Source organism: Mesorhizobium sp. L48C026A00, assembly GCF_000502375.1.
In the GTDB taxonomy this organism is placed as follows: domain Bacteria; phylum Pseudomonadota; class Alphaproteobacteria; order Rhizobiales; family Rhizobiaceae; genus Mesorhizobium; species Mesorhizobium muleiense.
In genome coordinates this window covers 61,624-78,748 of the sequence record NZ_AYWU01000004.1, presented here as the reverse complement: position 1 = coordinate 78,748, position 17,125 = coordinate 61,624, and the positions used below count along the sequence as shown (strand labels likewise).

At 58.0% G+C, this 17,125-nt stretch carries 15 protein-coding genes and 1 tRNA gene; 5 read left to right on the top strand and 11 right to left on the bottom strand.

Features of this window, described 5'->3' with window-relative positions:
• The first annotated feature begins 8 nt into the window (after nt 1-8).
• Together X738_RS51515 and X738_RS51510 are read left to right on the top strand one after the other, a co-directional pair.
• Nucleotides 9-1,679 carry an ABC transporter ATP-binding protein gene (locus tag X738_RS51515; protein WP_023797950.1) on the top strand — a complete coding sequence of 557 codons (1,671 nt, stop codon included), beginning with the start codon at nt 9-11 and terminating at the stop codon, nt 1,677-1,679.
• Nucleotides 1,680-1,701: 22 nt separating this feature from the next.
• The gene (locus tag X738_RS51510; RefSeq protein WP_023797949.1) at nt 1,702-3,075 is read left to right on the top strand and encodes an alpha-glucosidase/alpha-galactosidase; all 1,374 of its coding nucleotides are present in this window, start codon (nt 1,702-1,704) and stop codon (nt 3,073-3,075) included.
• Between the two features lie 230 nt (nt 3,076-3,305).
• On the opposite strand, the gene X738_RS86875 is transcribed toward X738_RS51510, so the two are convergent.
• From X738_RS86875 to X738_RS51475, 7 genes are all read right to left on the bottom strand, one after another.
• Complete coding sequence (locus X738_RS86875) at nt 3,306-3,644, bottom strand: slr1659 superfamily regulator (RefSeq protein ID WP_023797948.1); 339 nt, start codon at nt 3,642-3,644, stop codon at nt 3,306-3,308.
• A gap of 20 nt (nt 3,645-3,664) precedes the next feature.
• Nucleotides 3,665-4,228, bottom strand: a complete 564-nt coding sequence (locus X738_RS51500; protein ID WP_023797947.1) for a slr1658 superfamily regulator — start codon at nt 4,226-4,228, stop codon at nt 3,665-3,667.
• 2 nt (nt 4,229-4,230) lie between these two features.
• Nucleotides 4,231-6,618: a SpoIIE family protein phosphatase gene (locus tag X738_RS51495; RefSeq protein WP_245277610.1), complete on the bottom strand. Its 2,388-nt coding sequence runs from the start codon at nt 6,616-6,618 to the stop codon at nt 4,231-4,233.
• Entirely contained in the window at nt 6,615-7,793 is a 1,179-nt protein-coding gene (locus tag X738_RS51490; RefSeq protein WP_023797945.1) for a class I SAM-dependent methyltransferase, read from the bottom strand. The genes X738_RS51495 and X738_RS51490 overlap by 4 nt, the downstream gene beginning before the upstream one ends.
• The gene (locus tag X738_RS51485) at nt 7,790-8,311 is read right to left on the bottom strand and encodes a hypothetical protein (protein ID WP_023797944.1); all 522 of its coding nucleotides are present in this window, start codon (nt 8,309-8,311) and stop codon (nt 7,790-7,792) included. The genes X738_RS51490 and X738_RS51485 overlap by 4 nt, the downstream gene beginning before the upstream one ends.
• A gap of 69 nt (nt 8,312-8,380) precedes the next feature.
• Nucleotides 8,381-10,174, bottom strand: coding sequence for a putative bifunctional diguanylate cyclase/phosphodiesterase (locus tag X738_RS51480; protein WP_084833647.1), 1,794 nt, complete (start codon nt 10,172-10,174; stop codon nt 8,381-8,383).
• Between the two features lie 312 nt (nt 10,175-10,486).
• Nucleotides 10,487-10,563, bottom strand: a tRNA-Met gene (locus X738_RS51475).
• 329 nt (nt 10,564-10,892) lie between these two features.
• Between X738_RS51475 and X738_RS51470 the strand changes: the two genes are divergently transcribed.
• Nucleotides 10,893-11,858 carry a Gfo/Idh/MocA family protein gene (locus tag X738_RS51470; RefSeq protein ID WP_023797942.1) on the top strand — a complete coding sequence of 322 codons (966 nt, stop codon included), beginning with the start codon at nt 10,893-10,895 and terminating at the stop codon, nt 11,856-11,858.
• 55 nt (nt 11,859-11,913) lie between these two features.
• Here the strand turns inward: X738_RS51470 and mnmA are convergent, their stop codons facing one another.
• Complete coding sequence (gene mnmA, locus X738_RS51465) at nt 11,914-13,104, bottom strand: tRNA 2-thiouridine(34) synthase MnmA (RefSeq protein WP_023797941.1); 1,191 nt, start codon at nt 13,102-13,104, stop codon at nt 11,914-11,916.
• Nucleotides 13,105-13,378: 274 nt separating this feature from the next.
• Between mnmA and sciP the strand changes: the two genes are divergently transcribed.
• Nucleotides 13,379-13,654, top strand: coding sequence for a CtrA inhibitor SciP (sciP, locus tag X738_RS51460; protein ID WP_006203587.1), 276 nt, complete (start codon nt 13,379-13,381; stop codon nt 13,652-13,654).
• Nucleotides 13,655-14,069: 415 nt separating this feature from the next.
• Here the strand turns inward: sciP and X738_RS51455 are convergent, their stop codons facing one another.
• Nucleotides 14,070-14,447 carry a flagellar export protein FliJ gene (locus X738_RS51455; RefSeq protein WP_023797940.1) on the bottom strand — a complete coding sequence of 126 codons (378 nt, stop codon included), beginning with the start codon at nt 14,445-14,447 and terminating at the stop codon, nt 14,070-14,072.
• 450 nt (nt 14,448-14,897) lie between these two features.
• Here X738_RS51455 and ctrA point away from each other — a divergent pair, with 450 nt between their 5' ends.
• A complete protein-coding gene (ctrA, locus tag X738_RS51450; RefSeq protein WP_006203583.1) occupies nt 14,898-15,593 on the top strand; it encodes a response regulator transcription factor CtrA in 696 nt (231 codons plus the stop codon).
• A 120-nt stretch (nt 15,594-15,713) separates the two neighbouring features.
• Here the strand turns inward: ctrA and X738_RS51445 are convergent, their stop codons facing one another.
• Nucleotides 15,714-16,082 carry a response regulator gene (locus X738_RS51445; protein WP_023797938.1) on the bottom strand — a complete coding sequence of 123 codons (369 nt, stop codon included), beginning with the start codon at nt 16,080-16,082 and terminating at the stop codon, nt 15,714-15,716.
• A 245-nt stretch (nt 16,083-16,327) separates the two neighbouring features.
• A complete protein-coding gene (gene chpT / locus X738_RS51440; protein WP_023797937.1) occupies nt 16,328-16,957 on the bottom strand; it encodes a histidine phosphotransferase ChpT in 630 nt (209 codons plus the stop codon).
• Between the last annotated feature and the right edge of the window lie 168 nt (nt 16,958-17,125).

The following is a 17,125-nucleotide window of genomic DNA, read 5'->3' as shown; positions in this document are numbered from 1 at the left end:
CCGGCACCATGGCTCTGACGGAAAAGACCTCGATGGCGCCGGACGAACGTCACGATCATGCGGTGAGGACCGGCAGTCCGATCATCGACGCCCGCAATGTCGCGGTGACCTTCAAGGTAGAAGGCGGAACCGTCGACGCGGTCAAGGATGTCTCGTTTCAGCTCTATCGCGGCGAGACCATCGCTGTGGTGGGAGAATCCGGCTCCGGCAAGTCGGTGACGGCGCGCACGGTCATGGGCTTGCTCACCAAGCGCGCCACCGTGGCCGTGCACTCGCGGATCGAATATGATGGGAAGAATGTGCTGAAATTCTCCGACCGGCAGCGCCTGGCGCTGCGCGGCGACCGCATTTCGATGATATTCCAGGAGCCGATGAGCTCGCTCAATCCGGTCTACACGGTCGGCGCGCAGATCATCGAGGCGATCCGCGTTCATCAGAAGATGAGCCGCAGGCAAGCAGCGGAGCGTACGCTGGAGCTGTTGCGGCAGGTGCAGATTCCGGACCCGGAAAGCCGCTTCAACCAATATCCGCACCAGCTTTCAGGCGGTCAGCGCCAGCGCGTCATGATCGCCATGGCGCTCGCCAATAATCCGGACGTACTCATCGCCGACGAACCCACGACGGCACTCGACGTCACCGTGCAGGCGCAGATCCTCAACCTCATCCGTGATCTGCAGCAGAAGCTAGGTATGGCGGTAATCCTGATCACTCACGATCTGACGGTCGTTCGCCAGTTTTCCGACTACGTCTATGTCATGAGCCAGGGCGAGGTGAAGGAGCACAACACCACTGAAGCGCTCTTCAAGAACCCGCAGCATCCCTATACGCGCCATCTTCTGGCGTCCGAACCAAAGGGCATGGCCAATCCGACGCCGGTGGACTCAGCCGTCATTCTCGAGGGCAGCAATGTGCGGGTGTCGTTCATGCTGAAGCATGGCGGGTTCTTCAAGCCGCGGCTCAAGGAACTCGTCGCCGTCGACAGCCTCAGCCTAAAGCTTCACCGGTACGAAACGCTGGGGCTGGTCGGCGAATCCGGGTCCGGCAAGACGACGTTCGGGCAGGCGCTGGTGAAGCTTCTGACGGCCGACGGCGGCGAAATCTTCTTCGACGGCGAACCGATCCACGCAAGGACACGTGACCAGATGCGGCCGCTCAGATCGCGCATGCAGGTCGTCTTTCAGGATCCGTTCTCCTCGCTCAATCCGCGCATGTCGGTCGGCCAGATCATCGAGGAGGGGCTGATCGTCAATCGGCTCGGCGACAACAAAAGTGATCGGCTGCAGCGCGTGGAGCAGGCGCTTGTCAGCGCCGGGCTTCCGCACAACATCCTGTCGCGCTTTCCGCACGAGTTTTCCGGCGGACAGCGCCAGCGCATCGCTATTGCGCGGGCAATCGCACTCGAGCCGGAATTCATCCTGCTCGACGAGCCGACATCGGCGCTCGATCTCTCCGTTCAGGCCCAGATCATCGACCTCCTGCGCAAGCTGCAGGATGAGCGCGGCCTGAGCTATCTCTTCATTTCCCACGATCTCAAGGTCGTACGCGCGCTCTGTCATCGGGTCGTGGTGATGCAGCACGGTAAAATCGTCGAGGAGGGACCCGTCGACGAGGTTCTTTCCCATCCGAGGACCGCCTACACTGAACGGCTCGTCAAGGCCGCGTTCGAGGTAGCCGCATAATCGCAGACAAGAGGCGCAATTCATGACGAGACAACCCAAAATCACGTTCATCGGGGCCGGTTCCACCGTCTTCATGAAGAATGTCATCGGCGATGTGCTGCAGCGGCCGTCTCTTTCGGGCGCTACCATCGCGCTGATGGACGTCAATCCGCAGCGCCTGGAAGAAAGCGAGATCGTCGCCGGAAAGCTGGTCAAGACGCTTGGCGCTGCGGCGACCATCGAGACGCATTCCAGCCAGCGCAAGGCCCTGGAAGGCGCGGATTTCGTCGTCGTTGCCTTCCAGATCGGCGGCTACGAGCCCTGCACGGTCACTGATTTCGAGGTGCCGAAGAAATACGGCCTGCGCCAGACGATCGCCGATACGCTCGGCGTTGGCGGCATCATGCGGGGTTTGCGCACCGTGCCGCATCTCTGGAAAATCTGCGAAGACATGATGGCAATCTGCCCCGACGCCATCCTCCTGCAATACGTCAACCCGATGGCGATCAACACCTGGGCGATTGCGGAAAAGTATCCGCTCATCAAGCAGGTCGGTCTCTGCCATTCGGTGCAGGGAACGGCTTTTGAACTCGCCCGAGATCTCGAAATCCCGCTCGATGAAATCCGTTACCGTGCCGCCGGCATCAACCACATGGCCTTCTACCTGAAATTCGAGCATCGGCAGGCCGATGGCAGCTACCGCGACCTTTATCCGGATCTCGTGCGCGGCTACCGCGACGGGCGATTTCCGAAACCCAGCCACTGGAATCCGCGCTGCCCGAACAAGGTGCGTTACGAGATGCTGACCCGCCTCGGCTATTTCGTCACCGAAAGCTCGGAGCATTTCGCCGAATACACGCCCTATTTCATCAAGGACGGCAGGCCCGATCTGATCGAGAAATTCGGCATTCCGCTCGATGAATATCCCAAGCGCTGCATCGAGCAGATCGAGCGGTGGAAAGGGCAGGCGGCCGCCTACCGGAGCGCCGAGAACATCGAGATCGAGGAGAGCCATGAATATGCTTCCTCGATCATGAACTCGGTCTGGACTGGCGAGCCCTCAGTTATTTACGGCAATGTCCGCAACAATGGCTGCATCACCTCGCTGCCGGAAAATTGCGCGGCCGAAGTGCCGTGCCTGGTCGATGCGTCCGGCATCCAGCCGACCTTCATCGGCACCTTGCCGCCGCAACTGACGGCGCTCATCCGCACCAATGTCAATGTGCAGGAACTGACTGTCGCGGCCTTGATGACGGAAAACCGCGAGCATCTTTATCACGCGGCGATGATGGATCCGCATACCGCCGCCGAGCTCGATCTCGACCAGATCTGGTCGCTTGTCGACGACCTGCTCGCCGCGCACCGCGACTGGATTCCGGAGTGGGCGCGGATCTCGAAAAACGTGCAGGCAGCGTAAGGACGGAACGGTCCTGGTTTGGAGCCGCGATATGGCGTCTCCAACGCCGACGTTCAGCCGTACCGGAAGTCATGACCCTGACCGGCCTTTCGGCCGCCGCCTCGGAAGCGGCATTCAGCCGGATGCCAGAGCGTATGAGCCCGCTCCCGTCCTCTTCGATTCGCATCTCAAAAGGCAGACGTCCGGAAAGTGTAGCCGAATGGTCTTTGACGCCTGGATAAACCCGCCCGTCAGCCAACGAAGAGTACCATCGCAGGATGTAGTTTTTTGAGATTTGGCAGCGATTTCGACTGCCAAGGTATTTCCGAGCTTCCCCGGACAATGAGTTGGATCTCTGGATGCTTTCTGACCTCTATGGTAAATTTGGCCAATAAATTGATGCCCGACGAGTTAAGGAACTCCAAGTCTGATACATGTATCGTTATAGTAGTAGGATTGGAGGTAAGGACATTCATCATTAGCTGCAAAATGGGCGCATAGGCCTCAGAACTGGACAACCTCATTACGCCGTCAAAATAAACATCGCTTCCTTCGTTCCACACGCGATAATTTGTCGTTGTTATGTCCACGATTTTGTCTTCATTTCGTTTTAGTTATAAGTTTCTGATGATACCACAATTGAAGCATATGTTTCCAGGCGAACCTGGTCCCTTTCGTCGGCGGGGCTGAAGACCCAAGCCAGGCTCGCGCCATAGTCGCTCATCAACGTCAGCAATCCAAGACCGGAATTTGTTGTCTGAGGGTCCGCGGCATTCTCCTCGATTCGCTGGATCAGGAGCTCACCCGGATCGCCGGCTGTGATCTCCGACAGAAGATTTTGAAATTTAGCGGTCGTTTCGACGTCAACAACATTCGAAACCTTGATTTTAAAACTTTCCGATTCTATGGCCGCCTCGATGGTGATCTCGCCTGGCGCACGAAACTTGACCGCATTTTCAATCAGTTCGTTGACTAGATAGCCAATGCTGTGTCGCACTTCCCTGTAGTCGTTGCGAGAAGACTGGAAGCGCAGGGCAAAAACGTCCGCGATGAAGTCCGAAGTAGTAGCGCAATGATGCCAACTCAGGTCGAGAGGTCCATCGAACAATCGCACGCGGCTGACGCTCTCTCTCATTCCAATTGCAAAGTCGGCTGTTCCGAACAGTGTTGTCATTCCTACTTGTGCCTCATGATCACGAGCGTGATGTCGTCGTGGATTTTCTGTGTTCCGATATGCGCCATCAGGTCCTCAATAATTCCAGTTTTGATCTCCTCGGCGCTCCTGCGATGATAGTGGCGCGCACTGTTAGAGAGGCGTATCAAACCGAACAATTTTCCCTCCTGATCTTCCGCCTCGGTCACACCATCCGTGTGGAGCACGATCACATCGCCGCTGTTGAACGGAATGTCGCGCGTTGCGATAAACGGCAAGATGTTGCGTTCGAGGCCGATCGGCAGACCAAGATTGGCGGTATCGATACGCTCGATCTCTCCATTTGCACGAACGACGAGAACCTCCTCATGCTGCCCTGACAGGGTCACCCTCCCATTCTCAAAGTCAAGAAAGGCCAGCGAGAGATGCTTGTCGGTGTTGGTCCGTTCGATATTTTTATAGATGGCTCTGTTCAGTCGATCGAGAAACTGACGTGGATTGTCCTCGCCAGTCTCCTGCAGCGCGCGTGCAACGGATTGAACCATCAGCATCAGCACACCGCTTTCGAGCCCGTGGCCTGTCACATCGCCGATCCCGATTTTGACTCGCGATCCCTCTTGCAAGACGTCGTAGTAGTCGCCGCCGACCTCGTCGGCCGGCCGCATATAAGCTGCGATTTCGACCCCGTGGATGGCTTCGAGTTCGCTGGCTCTCGGCAGAACCATCATCTGGATATGTTTGGCAACTGCAAGCTCTGCACCAAGGCGGAGGTTCTCATCTCGCAATTTGCTGTTGAGGGCGGAAATCTCCTGATTTGCGTCTTCAAGCTCCTTCGTTCTTTCATCGACGATTTGCTCGAGATTTTCCGTATGGAAGCTGATCTCCTCCGCCATCCGGTTGAACGCGACCCCCACCTCTCCCACTTCGTCATGCGTCGGAATGCTTACTCGAACTGAATAGTCTTGTGCCTGGAGCCGCTTTGCGGCTGCTGCAAGCGCGCTGAGGCCTGCGGTGATCCGCTTTGAGATTCCGAAGACAGCCGCAAAGACAATCAGGAGCGAAATGATAATTGCGATGATCTGGGAGACCAGGATCCGGTTGGTCGCGCTGGAAATGCTCTGTTGCGCTGCAAGCAGGGAAGCATAGATTTCCCGCTCCGGGACAACGAAGCCGAGCATCTGGTTTTCGGCTGTGATGGACCCCGTGCTATTCCAGAGATTGACTGCCTCCAGTCGGCGAAGCGCGACGATGTGAGGTTCGGCTTCGCCATCCTCCTCCCAAATCGAAATATGCTTGATGACCGTCTTGTCGTCGGCAGGAAGTTCGAGCGCCGCAACGGCCGAATGCGTACTCTTTTTGAGCGAGCGATCGAGTCCGGTAACGCCTTGACCCGCCGCACCGCTTGCAATCTTGAGCCCGAGCGTTTTCTCGCCTTCGGGCTTGATCGCGAGCACATTGCCATTCGACATGGTGAGAAAACCGAAGCCCGTCTCAGCGACCTTCACGCTTTCGACGATTTCAGCGAGCTGATCGAGCGTTACGTCGGAAGCGACCATGCCGGCGACATCCTTGCGGTCCTTCGTCCAGAGCGGATGGAAGAAACTCACTATGAGCTTACCGGTAATCGCATCGATATATGGGGCAGTCGCCGTGATGTCATCGCCTTTCACGGGGCGCGAATTCGGGTCCCTGATCCACCCCTGCCAGCCCTCGTAGACGCCAGGAAAGAAGAAATCCCAGAAATTTGCGTTGTTGTGGCCCGGATAGAGCTTGTCGAAGGTTTGCGCCTGATCGGAGTAAGGAGTCGTGCGCATGATAGGTGCTGCCTTCGGTCCAACGTAATAGACCTGCAACTTCCTGGCGCCTGTTGCCATTTGGCTTGGGCCAAAAATGTCGAACGCCGCACTCTCCTGAATTTTGTGGAGAATTTCGGGCTTCGGTCGGCCATCGGGGGAGAGAAGATATCCCCAGATACTCAAGACCGAAGGCGACCCTTGTGGGCTCTGCATCCAGTTTCCCTCGGGGTCATGTATAAGCGGCGCATTGAAATAGGAGTCCGTCGCCAGCGCGTTGCCGATTGCCTCCTTCGCCTCTGGATGATCGATCAGTCTCTGCATGGAGCCTGCAAGTGCGGTAACCTCGGAGTGCATTTGATCGAACAGGAGATCGGCGCGCAGAGCAGTCGTCTCGATATAATTCTGGAGGTACTCCTGGCTCGCCTTGGTGAGGCCGCTCTCGATCTGATACGTCGCGTCGCGGGAAAGCCGGTTGACGTTCCACAGGGCGACGCTCCCACCGACCAGGAGGTCGAAGAGCACCGCCCCGCCTACAACGATTATGAATTTCGCGCGGAAGCTGTTAGGCCGGAAAACGGACCAGGGTTTGGGGGAAATGGCATGCGGGTCGCTCACAGTGGCTTACGTCCTGATGCAACCCAGATTGGCCAGCCGGCATATCCCTTGGGGTGGAGCGCAGCGAAAATGTGATCCTGGAAACCCTGTCGGAACCGTCTGATGAACGCCGGCGGGTCACCTCGCTTTGTCGCCATCTCGCCTGCATAGACGTTCTCCCATGCCGCGACGACATCTGCGAAGTCCTGCGGATCGCCGTCGTGGTTGGTGACCACGAAAGACTCGACTCGAACGTCTTCGAACCCCGCTTCGACCAGGTATCGACGGCTTTTGGGGCCAAGCTCGATATCCATCTGGAAGTGCGCCCAAAGCTTGGCGACTTCATTATAGGTCCACTGGATGCTATCGGCGCGCGGTTCGCCCAGACAGTGCGAGTTCTTTTCATTCGTGATGTAGACGCGTCCGCCCGGCTTGCAGATGCGAAAGAGTTCCTTGAGAATCAGTTCGGGCTTGTTGAACACCTGCAGGGAGTGTCGGCATGTGACCAAGTCAAACTGATCTTGGTCGAGCAGCATTTCTGACGCGTCGCCATAGGTATATTCAATTCCTCCGATATCGAACGCCGCAGCCACGCTTCGCGCATAAGCAAGGCTTGATCTGGAATGGTCGAGAGCGACAATCCGTGACGGCTGAAATTCTTTCTGCGCGAGTACGGCGAAATCACCAATTCCGCAACAGATGTCGGCCATGACGATACCGGGTTGCATGCCGTGTCGCGGCAAGATTGTGCGCTCGTGGCGCCAAGTCATCTTCGTCTGTGTGCGGAGGATCGGAATGAACCCGCCTTCTTCGAGGAAGCTCTGCCCCGGATAGAAATCACTGTCATACTCTTGAACCGTGATGTTCGCTTCGATTCCGTTCAGGCGCCCGAATTTTCTGGTCGTCCACCCGACAACGCTTGACGTTACGAGTACGAACCTGAGATCTGGTCGAGCGCGACAGGCGTCAATAATGACCCGCGAGAAAGCATGAAATGCGGTGTTGTTCATTTGCGTCAATCGTTTGACGTTTACGTACAGAGTGCCGCGTACACGAGCGATTGATTCCTTCAACAGGGCAATGCTGGGCGCAAGCTCATCGATCGACTGGGGCCGCAGTATTCCCGATATCGAGAACTCCTGATCGTTTGCATCGTATTGCGCTCTGAAACGCGGGAAAAGGTTGTACGCGCTCAACTTGGCATGCCCTCAAGCGGAAGATCGACGACAAGAGTGATGATTTCAGCGCCGACTTGCTCGACTCGAAGGGTCGCGTTGTAGTCGATGGCGAGTTCCAAGAGAACGACTTCACGACTGGGCGCGAGGTCTCCGGACACTGAGTTGAGATAGCGCTCCATTGCCTCGGATCCCGTAATTTGAAACACCGCTTCTTCAAAGAATTGTCGTTCTTCGGGCATGCAAGGGAATGTCAGTTCGATCCTGTCCGTCTCACCCCGGCGGGACACTCTACAGGCTATTTCACCGCCGTAATGCCGCGTACGAAAGGCGACCTCCAATAATTCGTTCAACGCAGAGGAAAAGAGGTTTGAATGCCGTACGGAGTCAGTTCTGTTATGGCTGATCATCCGCGCCGAGTAGGTCGAGAGTTGATCGCAGAGTATCCAATCAGACATAAAAGTTTTGACGTCCAAATCGATCTGGATCATTGTCTCAAAGACTGCTTCGCCATCTTCGTCATGAGAAGCAATATTCATTGGCGTTCCTCACTCGTTTCTGGCTGCATGTTAGTCAAGCGATGCGACCCCTCAGTTTCGTCCACGCCGCTATGCATGGGGCCGGACGCTGGATCGCCAGATTTCGTCCCCACTTTCGCGTATTAGTTCCTTGGGAGATCGCCTGATGAAATCGCGCGTCGCCTCGGCTCCGAGTGGCCGTCCCAGGAAATCGCCCTGGAGGTAATCACAGTCTTCCCTGATCAGCCACTGTGCTTGTCCCGGCGTTTCAACTCCCTCCGCGGTGACGCTTATCCCCAAGCCGTGCGCCATGCCTATGATCGATCGCACGATCGTCTGACTTTTTCGATCGGTTTCTAAGTCTTTTATGAAGTATCGGTCTATCTTCAATGTGTCGAACGGGAAGTTCTTAAGGTAACTCAACGAGGAGTAGTAGGTGCCGAAATCGTCTAGCGCGATCCTTATCCCGAGGACATTCAGGGTATTCAGTGTGTCAATGTTGTCGACGGTTTGCTCGAGAAGAACGGTTTCGGTAATCTCGAGCTCAAGCCGGTCGGCGCGGATTCCGACTGCGTCGACGATCTGAGCAACCGTGTCCGTGAGCGAACCGCTCAGGAACTGCGCCGGCGACAGGTTCACGGCGACCGTCAGTGAAGACGGCCATCTCGTTGCTTGGCGGCAGGCTTCTTCGATCACCCATCGTCCAATCTCGTCCATGAGACCGTCGGCTTCGGCGATCGGTATGAACACGCTCGGAGGAATGGTCCCGACTTCGGGATGCCGCCATCGCAGCAGCGCTTCGAAGCCCACGACCGACGCGGGAGCCCGAATGAGCGGTTGATATTCAAGATAAAGCTCGTTCCGGTCCAGCGCCATTCGAAGACTGCGCCTCAGGTTTTCACGCTGTTCGAGCAGGAGCTGCATCGAGCGATTGAAAATTCGCGCACAGCCGCGTCCGTCTCTTTTGGCGGCATAAAGGGCGATATCCGCGGCCTTCATCAACTGCTCGCCCTCGGTCGCGTGTCCCGGTCCGAATGCAATTCCGATGCTCGCGCCGACGAAGACGGGGATGTCGTTGATCATGAACGGCGCCTTGAATGCTTCAATTAACGCCCCCGCGAGGCGTTCCGCTTCGGCGGGCTGTCCCGTACGCGATTGAATGACGGCGAACTCGTCTCCAGCTAACCGGTATGCGAGTTCGCCATCCTGCAGCGTGTCCCGGATCCGGCCTGCTGCCAGTTGAAGCAACGTATCGCCCGTGCCATGGCCGAGTGTGTCATTGACCGCTTTGAAACCGTCAAGGTCGATTTGCAGCAGGGCAGTGGCATTTGGCTCATCGACCACCGACAGAGCTTGTTGCAGGTTTTCGCTGAACCCCCGCCGGTTCTGCAATCCGGTTAATGCGTCGTGCGTCGCCTGATGAAGGAGCATCATACGCTCTTGCTCTTCCGGTGAGCCCCGCCCGCCCCGCTCCCTTTCTCTGGATTCAATGATTCCAATTCCATTCGCAGCGCCGAAAACGACAGCGGAACGGGGCGCCTCCCCCAGCGATCGCTGGAGATTGACATTTATTGGAGTGCCGCCGCGCAGCACGCGAACAAATTTTTCGATGAGCTCAGTGTCGACGTTCGGATAAATCTCCCACAGAGCGACGCCCGCAACTAGCGGGCGGCTGTGGATGCTTTTGAGGTTGGTTGCGTAGTGCGTCAGGCGGAAGTCCTGATCATAGAACGACACACCATCAGTCGTGTTCGCCAAAAAGTCCAGGAGACGTGCTTCGCTGATGGAGGACGGATGACTCGGTGAAAGCTCCTCCCTGTTCGCTCCGGCACCCAGTGCTTTCGGACGTAAGAGCCACTTCCAAAGGCGGTACAAAATCCGCATCTCCTCATCCCTACGGTGAAGCTAGCAAACCAAAAGGCTAGTTGCAAACCTATAGGTTGCGGCGGTGCTTGCGGGCAAGTCATAGAGACGCCATTGGCGGAACCGTTGGCGGAAACGCAAAGATTGTGCCGGCGGAGGGGCCGGACCGAAGATCCAAAAGGCTCCCGAGCTTCGGAGAATGATGGACATTCGGAGAGCAGATTGAATGGGAAGGTTGTTTCCGCTCTCCCCAGCTTTCGGCCGCACATCCCGCAAACGCTGGGCTTCCGGGAGCCATGAAGGGGCCGGAGAATTGTTGGGCAATTTTGAAGGTGGTAGCGGGAGAGGGACTTGAACCCCCGACCCCAGGATTATGATTCCCGTGCTCTAACCAACTGAGCTACCCCGCCAGGGCGGCGAAAGGCCCGAAATCCGCCTCAAATCAGAGGGCATGTCGAAGCGTTCGCCAAGGTCGGGCGGATATAAGATTGGGACGCCAAGCCTGTCAAGCATCGATGCAGCCGGTGTCGATGCAGCCGGTCTGGCGCCACACTCTATGGCATCCTGTCGCGTCGCCAAGGTTCACGGACTTGAGACGTACTTTGTGTGTCCAGGCGCACGCACGTAGCTCTGATGGCCGAAAAGCTTTGCCGGGCAGATAATCGGGCACAGAAATGCCGGGTTGAGTTCGGCGGGGCGCGCCGCTATGTCTCGGCCACGAAATTCTAGAGTTGGAATGATGAAACCGCGCATTGCAGTCCTCGGTTGCGGATACTGGGGCAGCAACCACATCCGCACCCTCAAGGCGCTCGGCGCGCTGCACGCGGTCTCGGACGTCAACCCTGCCCGCGCCGAAGGTTTCGCCAGTGAGCAGGATTGCCTGGCGATCGAGCCGGAGGCGCTGTTTGTGCGCAGCGACATCGACGCCATCGTGATGGCGCTGCCGCCGCAGTTCCACGCCGATATGGCGGTGCGCGCCGTCCAGGGCGGCAAGGACGTGCTGGTGGAGAAGCCGATCGCGCTGACGGTGGCCGATGCCGAGCGTTCGGTGAAGGCGGCGGTCGACAATGGCCGCGTCTTCATGGTCGGTCATGTGCTGCGCTTTCATCCCGCCTTCGAGACGTTGAAGGCGCTGATCGACAATGGCGAGCTCGGCGAGGTCCGCTATATCCATTCGCACCGGCTCGGGCTCGGCAAATTCCACACCGAGAACGATGCGCTGTGGGACCTGGCGCCGCACGATCTGTCGATGATCCTGGCCATCACCGGCACGGAACCGATCGAGGTGCGTGGAGAAGGGGCAGCGCTCCTCGACAATCTCAGCGATTTCGCGCATCTGCACATGCGCTTTCCCAACGGTCTGCGCAGCCACCTATTCGCGTCGCGGCTCAATCCCTACCGCGAACGGCGGCTGACCGTGGTCGGCACCAAGGCGATGGCGGTGTTCGACGATGTCGAGCCGTGGGAGCGCAAGCTCGCCGTCTACCGCCACGCGGTCTGGCAAGACAGCGGCCAATGGGCCTTCACCACCAACGAGCCGTCCTATGTTGCAGTGGGCGAGGGCATGCCGCTGACGCGAGAACTCGAGCATTTCATCCAGTGCATCGAGACGCGGGCAGAACCGCGTACCAGCGGCGAGGAAGCCATCAGGGTGCTGCGTATCCTGACCGCTGGCACGGTTGCCCACACCGGATCGTCTTCCTGAGAGAAAGTGCGGCTGTATCAGAGCCTGATCGATCCCGATAGATCGGGATTATCGTCTATTCGGCGGGAATCTGCGCCGGCCGGGCCGCCAGCCGCGTCAGCATCGCCTCGGCCTCGGCGCCGCGTTCGGAACGCTCGATGAAGCCGCCGCCGAAAACGCGGGCCTCGTTGCCGTCGTCGGAATAGAGCACGCAGGCCTGGCCGGGCGCGATACCGGACTCGCCGTCGACCAGTTCCACCGAAGTGATCCCGGCGTTGTGACGCAGCACGGCCGGGCGTGGCGGGCGTGTCGAGCGGACCTTGGCGAAAAGCTCCAGCCCGGCGGCCGGAATATCTGACAGCGCAGCGTTGCCCAGCCAGTTCATGTCGCGCAAATAGATCTTGTGCGTTTCCAGCGCCTCGCGCGGGCCAACGACGACGCGGGCCCGGTCTGCGTCGAGATGGACGACGTAGAGCGGCTCGCCCGAGGCAATGCCGATGCCGCGGCGCTGACCGATCGTGTAGCGCAAAATGCCTTCATGGCGGCCGAGCACGCGGCCGTCGATATGGACGATGTCGCCCGGATTGGCAGCAGTCGGCTTCAGCTTGGCGATGATATCGGAGTACTTGCCGTGCGGCACGAAGCAGATGTCCTGGCTGTCCTGCTTGGCAGCGACCGTCAGCCCCATTTCCTCGGCGATGGCGCGAACCTGCGGCTTCGACAGGCCGCCGAGCGGAAAGCGCAGGTAGTCGATCTGCGCCTGTGTGGTGGCGAACAGGAAATAGCTCTGGTCGCGATCTGCGTCGACCGGCCGGTACAGCGCGCGATGGGCGCCGTTGGCGCCGGAGCGGATGTAATGACCGGTGGCCAGCGCCTCGGCGCCGAGTTCCTTGGCGGTCGCCAGGAGGTCGGCGAATTTCACCGTCTGGTTGCAGGAAACGCAAGGGATCGGCGTTTCGCCGGCCACATAGCTCTCGGCGAAGGGGTCGATCACCGCCTTGCGGAAACGCTCCTCGTAATCAAGCACATAATGCGGAATGCCGAGCGTTTCGGAGACGCGGCGGGCATCGTCGATGTCCTGGCCGGCGCAGCACGAGCCGGCCCGGTGCGTTGCCGCGCCATGGTCGTAGAGCTGCAGCGTGACGCCGACGACATCATAGCCTTCATGCTTCAAAAGGCCGGCAACAACCGACGAATCGACGCCGCCCGACATGGCGACAACGATGCGGGTATCTTCGGGGCGTCCGGGAAGGTCGAGGCTGTTCATGGTTCTTTCGTTCTGCACGGCGCCTGGATGACGGCGCCTGAATGCCAATGGCCGGAATATAGGTCAAGCTTTCCGGGTGCGCCAGCTTCGCGAACCGGCCGATTTTTTTGAACGGATTCGGGCGCTTGCTGGGCAGATGCCTCAAATGCCGACGAAAAGACTAACGCGGCGTTCATGATCCTTACCTAGCTATTAGGGATCGCTTAGGCAAATTTTAAAGCTGTGGCGGTAATGTGGTGGGGATTGGGTCTTTGAGTTTTTAGTAGAGAGTACGATGACCGATCTTGTTAGACCGCGCGTCAAATATGTTATCGGGCCTGACGGCAGCCCCCTTACGATTGCCGATCTGCCGCCGACGAACACACGTCGCTGGGTTATCCGGCGCAAGGCCGAAGTGGTGGCGGCGGTGCGCGGCGGGCTGCTGAGCCTCGAAGAGGCATGCCAGCGCTACAAGCTGACCACCGAGGAATTCCTGTCCTGGCAGGCGTCGATCGATGAATATGGCCTTGCCGGCCTGCGCACGACGCGCATCCAGCAATATCGGCATTAGGGCTGGTTCAAGGATGTCAAAAGGCGCGGCAATCCGCGCCCTTTTTGCTTTGCCGACAGGTTTTCTCTGCTTCAGACGGTCAGCACCACCTGCCGATCGGGCTGACAAAAGGCATGAGCAGCGCCTGCTTCTTGGAGCAAGCATTTTCGCGTCGACCTTGCCGAGTTCCACAAGCCTGCGCGGTCGGCCTCGAGCCGAACTCGGCCGGAACCTGGTGGGCTGCTCAATCAGATAAGGTCCTGGCCGGAATCGCCTGCGCCCGACATCAGGATGCCCAGGTGCGGGCGGTCGCGGAGCATCAAGGGGATTTGGCAGCGTAGGCCTGAAACTGGCAGTTGCTCGACCTACGAGCGGCGACATTCCAGATGGGCAACGCCCTGATCGCTGGGTGCTGACCGGCCTGAAAGCCTTGTTTTCAGCCGATCATGGCGCTGCGGCCGCCGGTCTCGGCGTCTCGGATCTTGGTGTCGCGTGATTCGAGCATTTCTGCTTTGGAAAGCTCCGCTTCGGCTTCGCCAAGCAGTGATTCGGCAACGCTACGCTGCTGGGCGAGGTCGCTTTGCGAATTTCTGAGATTGTCGCGGCGCAAGCGTGCTGCCTTGGCGAAGGTCGGATAGGCAAAATGGTTGATGTCGGTGATGCCGGCTTTCTTTTCTTCGGCAGTGATCTGGAGTTCCAGTTCGACAGCCATGCGCTCGAATTCGGCGATCATCATGTCGAGTTGCAGCATCTGCCGCCGCTTCTCGTTCACCTGAAACTGCTTCAGCCGAACGAGGTTTTCACGTGACTTCATGATTCGGTACTCCTGGAAACGCACACCTGCACATATCGTCTAATCCGCCTGGCAAACTCAGGCTTCGACCCGCTTCCACCGACTTTACCAGAACTATGGGAAACAAATTCCTAAAGTTTTTTGCCGGCGGTAACCATTCGTTTACGGGCATTGTTAATCATACGGCTCAGGACTTAAGGCCGGGTAAAAATTCCGGCCCCGATGCGGAAGCACGGCTAGCGAGTCCCTGGAGTCACTTAGTCTGGCTTATTAATGTTTTGCATTAGCGGTTTGGTTCTTAGATTCGCTATTAGATTCAACAGGGTGTAGAAAAGGGTTAAAAAATCTGGTACCGTCAACGGCACGGAATTAGGTTTTGTTAACCATTCGATGGCAGCCTCTGCTCAGGCAATCACTGCTCCGGTCCTGGACGGGTCGTGAAATGGTCCGGCAGCAGAAAAGGGGAATGAAATGCGTGTTCTGCTGATAGAAGATGACAGTGCGACCGCACAGAGCATCGAGCTGATGCTGAAATCGGAAAGTTTCAATGTCTATACGACCGATCTTGGCGAAGAAGGGGTCGATCTAGGTAAGCTCTACGACTACGACATCATCCTTCTCGACCTTAATCTCCCCGACATGTCGGGATACGAGGTGTTGAGAACACTTCGCCTTTCCAAAGTGAAGACGCCGATCCTTATCCTCTCCGGCATGGCCGGCATCGAGGACAAGGTACGTGGCCTCGGCTTCGGCGCAGACGACTATATGACCAAGCCGTTCCACAAGGACGAACTGGTCGCCCGCATCCACGCCATCGTGCGGCGTTCCAAGGGCCATGCCCAGTCGGTCATCACCACCGGCGACCTGGTGGTCAACCTTGATGCCAAGACCGTCGAGGTCGGTGGCCAGCGCGTGCATCTGACCGGCAAGGAATACCAGATGCTGGAGCTGCTCTCGCTGCGCAAGGGCACTACGCTCACGAAGGAAATGTTCCTCAACCACCTTTACGGCGGCATGGACGAACCGGAACTGAAGATCATCGACGTCTTCATCTGCAAGCTGCGCAAGAAGCTCGACGCTGCTTCCGGCGGCCAGAACTACATCGAGACGGTTTGGGGTCGCGGCTACGTGCTGCGCGAGCCGGAAGACATCCGCGTCAGCGCCTGAGCTGACGACGCCGATCCGATCGATTTTTCCGACAAAAATCCGGCTTCGGCCGGATTTTGCGTTTTTATGTCGCAGATATTGGAGAGCCGATTTCCGCGGCCATGCGCCAGCGGCGGCGAATCAGCCGGCAAATCTCAAGGTGCGGAAGCGCTCGAGAAGTTGCGGCCGAGTGAACGGCTTCAGCAAATAGCCTTGCGCGCCGGCGCGCTTTGCCCGCATGATCGAAGCGACGTCGACCTCAACCAGCAAAATCAGGATCTGGGGTTGTATCGGACTTTCCATGGCGCGTACGCGGCGAATGACGTCCTCGGCCTGCATGTCCGGCAAGGCGCCGTCGACAATGATGATATCCGGCATGTCGGCAGTGCACATCTCAACCGCATCAAGCCCGCTGGCAGCTTCGATGACCAGCATGTCGGAACCACCCAGGATGCGCTTTGCAACCCTCCTGATGACGCTCGACTCGTCGATGAACATGCAGCGTTTCATTTCCGGGCCCTCTTTGCCATGCGGCAATCCGGCAGCGTCGCGGTCTGGAGGCACCGTAGGATCAATCCGGTAAAGAAGCTGAAAAGCCGATAGGTAAAATTTTTGCAAGAACAGCTTTTACGGAAACTTCTTAACCGATGCTTCGGCCGAACTAGCCTGGATGGCTCATTTCATTCCACCGTGATGGCGTAGTAAATATTGTCTAAAAACTCTTATCTGTTCTTTTCAATCATTTCTTAGCAACTTCAAGCAGCCGAGAGAACGATTTCTTCTGCGGTCGCGTGGATCGATATTGTCATGTTCGCCTCGCGCGCCAAAAGCAGTGTGTAGTAGGGCTGCACCGAATGCGCGTCGATCGGTTCTTCAGGCTTGTTGCCGGAATGGAGCTCCAGGAATTTGGGCGGCACGCGCAGCATCGGACCGCTCGCGGCGAGCGCAAAGCGTGGTTCCGTGTCGAGGTTTTCAAGCGTGACCGTAAGCTTGCCGCCACGCGGAATGGCAGCGTTGGCGACGAGAATGAGGTTGAGCAGCAGCTTTACCTTGTTCTTGGGCAGCAGCGCACGGGGTCCATTCCAGATCAGTTCCGGCTTCTCGTTCTTCAAGAAGGCGATCGCAACGGCCTCGGCATCGCCGGTGTCGATCATCATGCCGGCAGAACCGGCTGCGCCGAAGGCGATGCGGGCGAATTGCAGGCGGGCCGAAGCGTTTCTGGCGCTCTGGCGAATCAATCTCATGGCGTCTTCGTCGGCGCCGCCTTCGTCGAGCAGCTCAAGCCCGTTGTTTATGGCGCCGACCGGCGAAATGATGTCGTGGCAGACCCGGCTGCACAAAAGCGCGGCGAGATCGGGTGCGGAAAGGGTGAAAAGCTCGGCCATCGGCGAAAGTCCCTGCAAAATTTCACTGGAAATGGCCGGGCGATCAACGATCACGCCTGCCCACACGAATCACGCTCGCTCTCCCAAGGCCTACTGAATACACAGCGCCTGAGCGTGCAGCAACAAATCCGGAATTGTCGTTATCGAAAATGGTGTGTTCACCCAGGG

What these genes read in the sequence shown, in the direction of transcription:
- X738_RS51515 (WP_023797950.1), top strand. Translation starts at nt 9, where the DNA reads ATGGCTCTGACGGAAAAGACCTCGATGGCGCCGGACGAACGTCACGAT.
- X738_RS51510 (WP_023797949.1), top strand. Translation starts at nt 1,702, where the DNA reads ATGACGAGACAACCCAAAATCACGTTCATCGGGGCCGGTTCCACCGTC.
- X738_RS51500 (WP_023797947.1), bottom strand. Translation starts at nt 4,228, where the DNA reads ATGACAACACTGTTCGGAACAGCCGACTTTGCAATTGGAATGAGAGAG.
- X738_RS51485 (WP_023797944.1), bottom strand. Translation starts at nt 8,311, where the DNA reads ATGAATATTGCTTCTCATGACGAAGATGGCGAAGCAGTCTTTGAGACA.
- X738_RS51480 (WP_084833647.1), bottom strand. Translation starts at nt 10,174, where the DNA reads ATGCGGATTTTGTACCGCCTTTGGAAGTGGCTCTTACGTCCGAAAGCA.
- X738_RS51470 (WP_023797942.1), top strand. Translation starts at nt 10,893, where the DNA reads ATGAAACCGCGCATTGCAGTCCTCGGTTGCGGATACTGGGGCAGCAAC.
- mnmA (WP_023797941.1), bottom strand. Translation starts at nt 13,104, where the DNA reads ATGAACAGCCTCGACCTTCCCGGACGCCCCGAAGATACCCGCATCGTT.
- sciP (WP_006203587.1), top strand. Translation starts at nt 13,379, where the DNA reads ATGACCGATCTTGTTAGACCGCGCGTCAAATATGTTATCGGGCCTGAC.
- X738_RS51455 (WP_023797940.1), bottom strand. Translation starts at nt 14,447, where the DNA reads ATGAAGTCACGTGAAAACCTCGTTCGGCTGAAGCAGTTTCAGGTGAAC.
- ctrA (WP_006203583.1), top strand. Translation starts at nt 14,898, where the DNA reads ATGCGTGTTCTGCTGATAGAAGATGACAGTGCGACCGCACAGAGCATC.
- X738_RS51445 (WP_023797938.1), bottom strand. Translation starts at nt 16,082, where the DNA reads ATGAAACGCTGCATGTTCATCGACGAGTCGAGCGTCATCAGGAGGGTT.
- chpT (WP_023797937.1), bottom strand. Translation starts at nt 16,957, where the DNA reads ATGGCCGAGCTTTTCACCCTTTCCGCACCCGATCTCGCCGCGCTTTTG.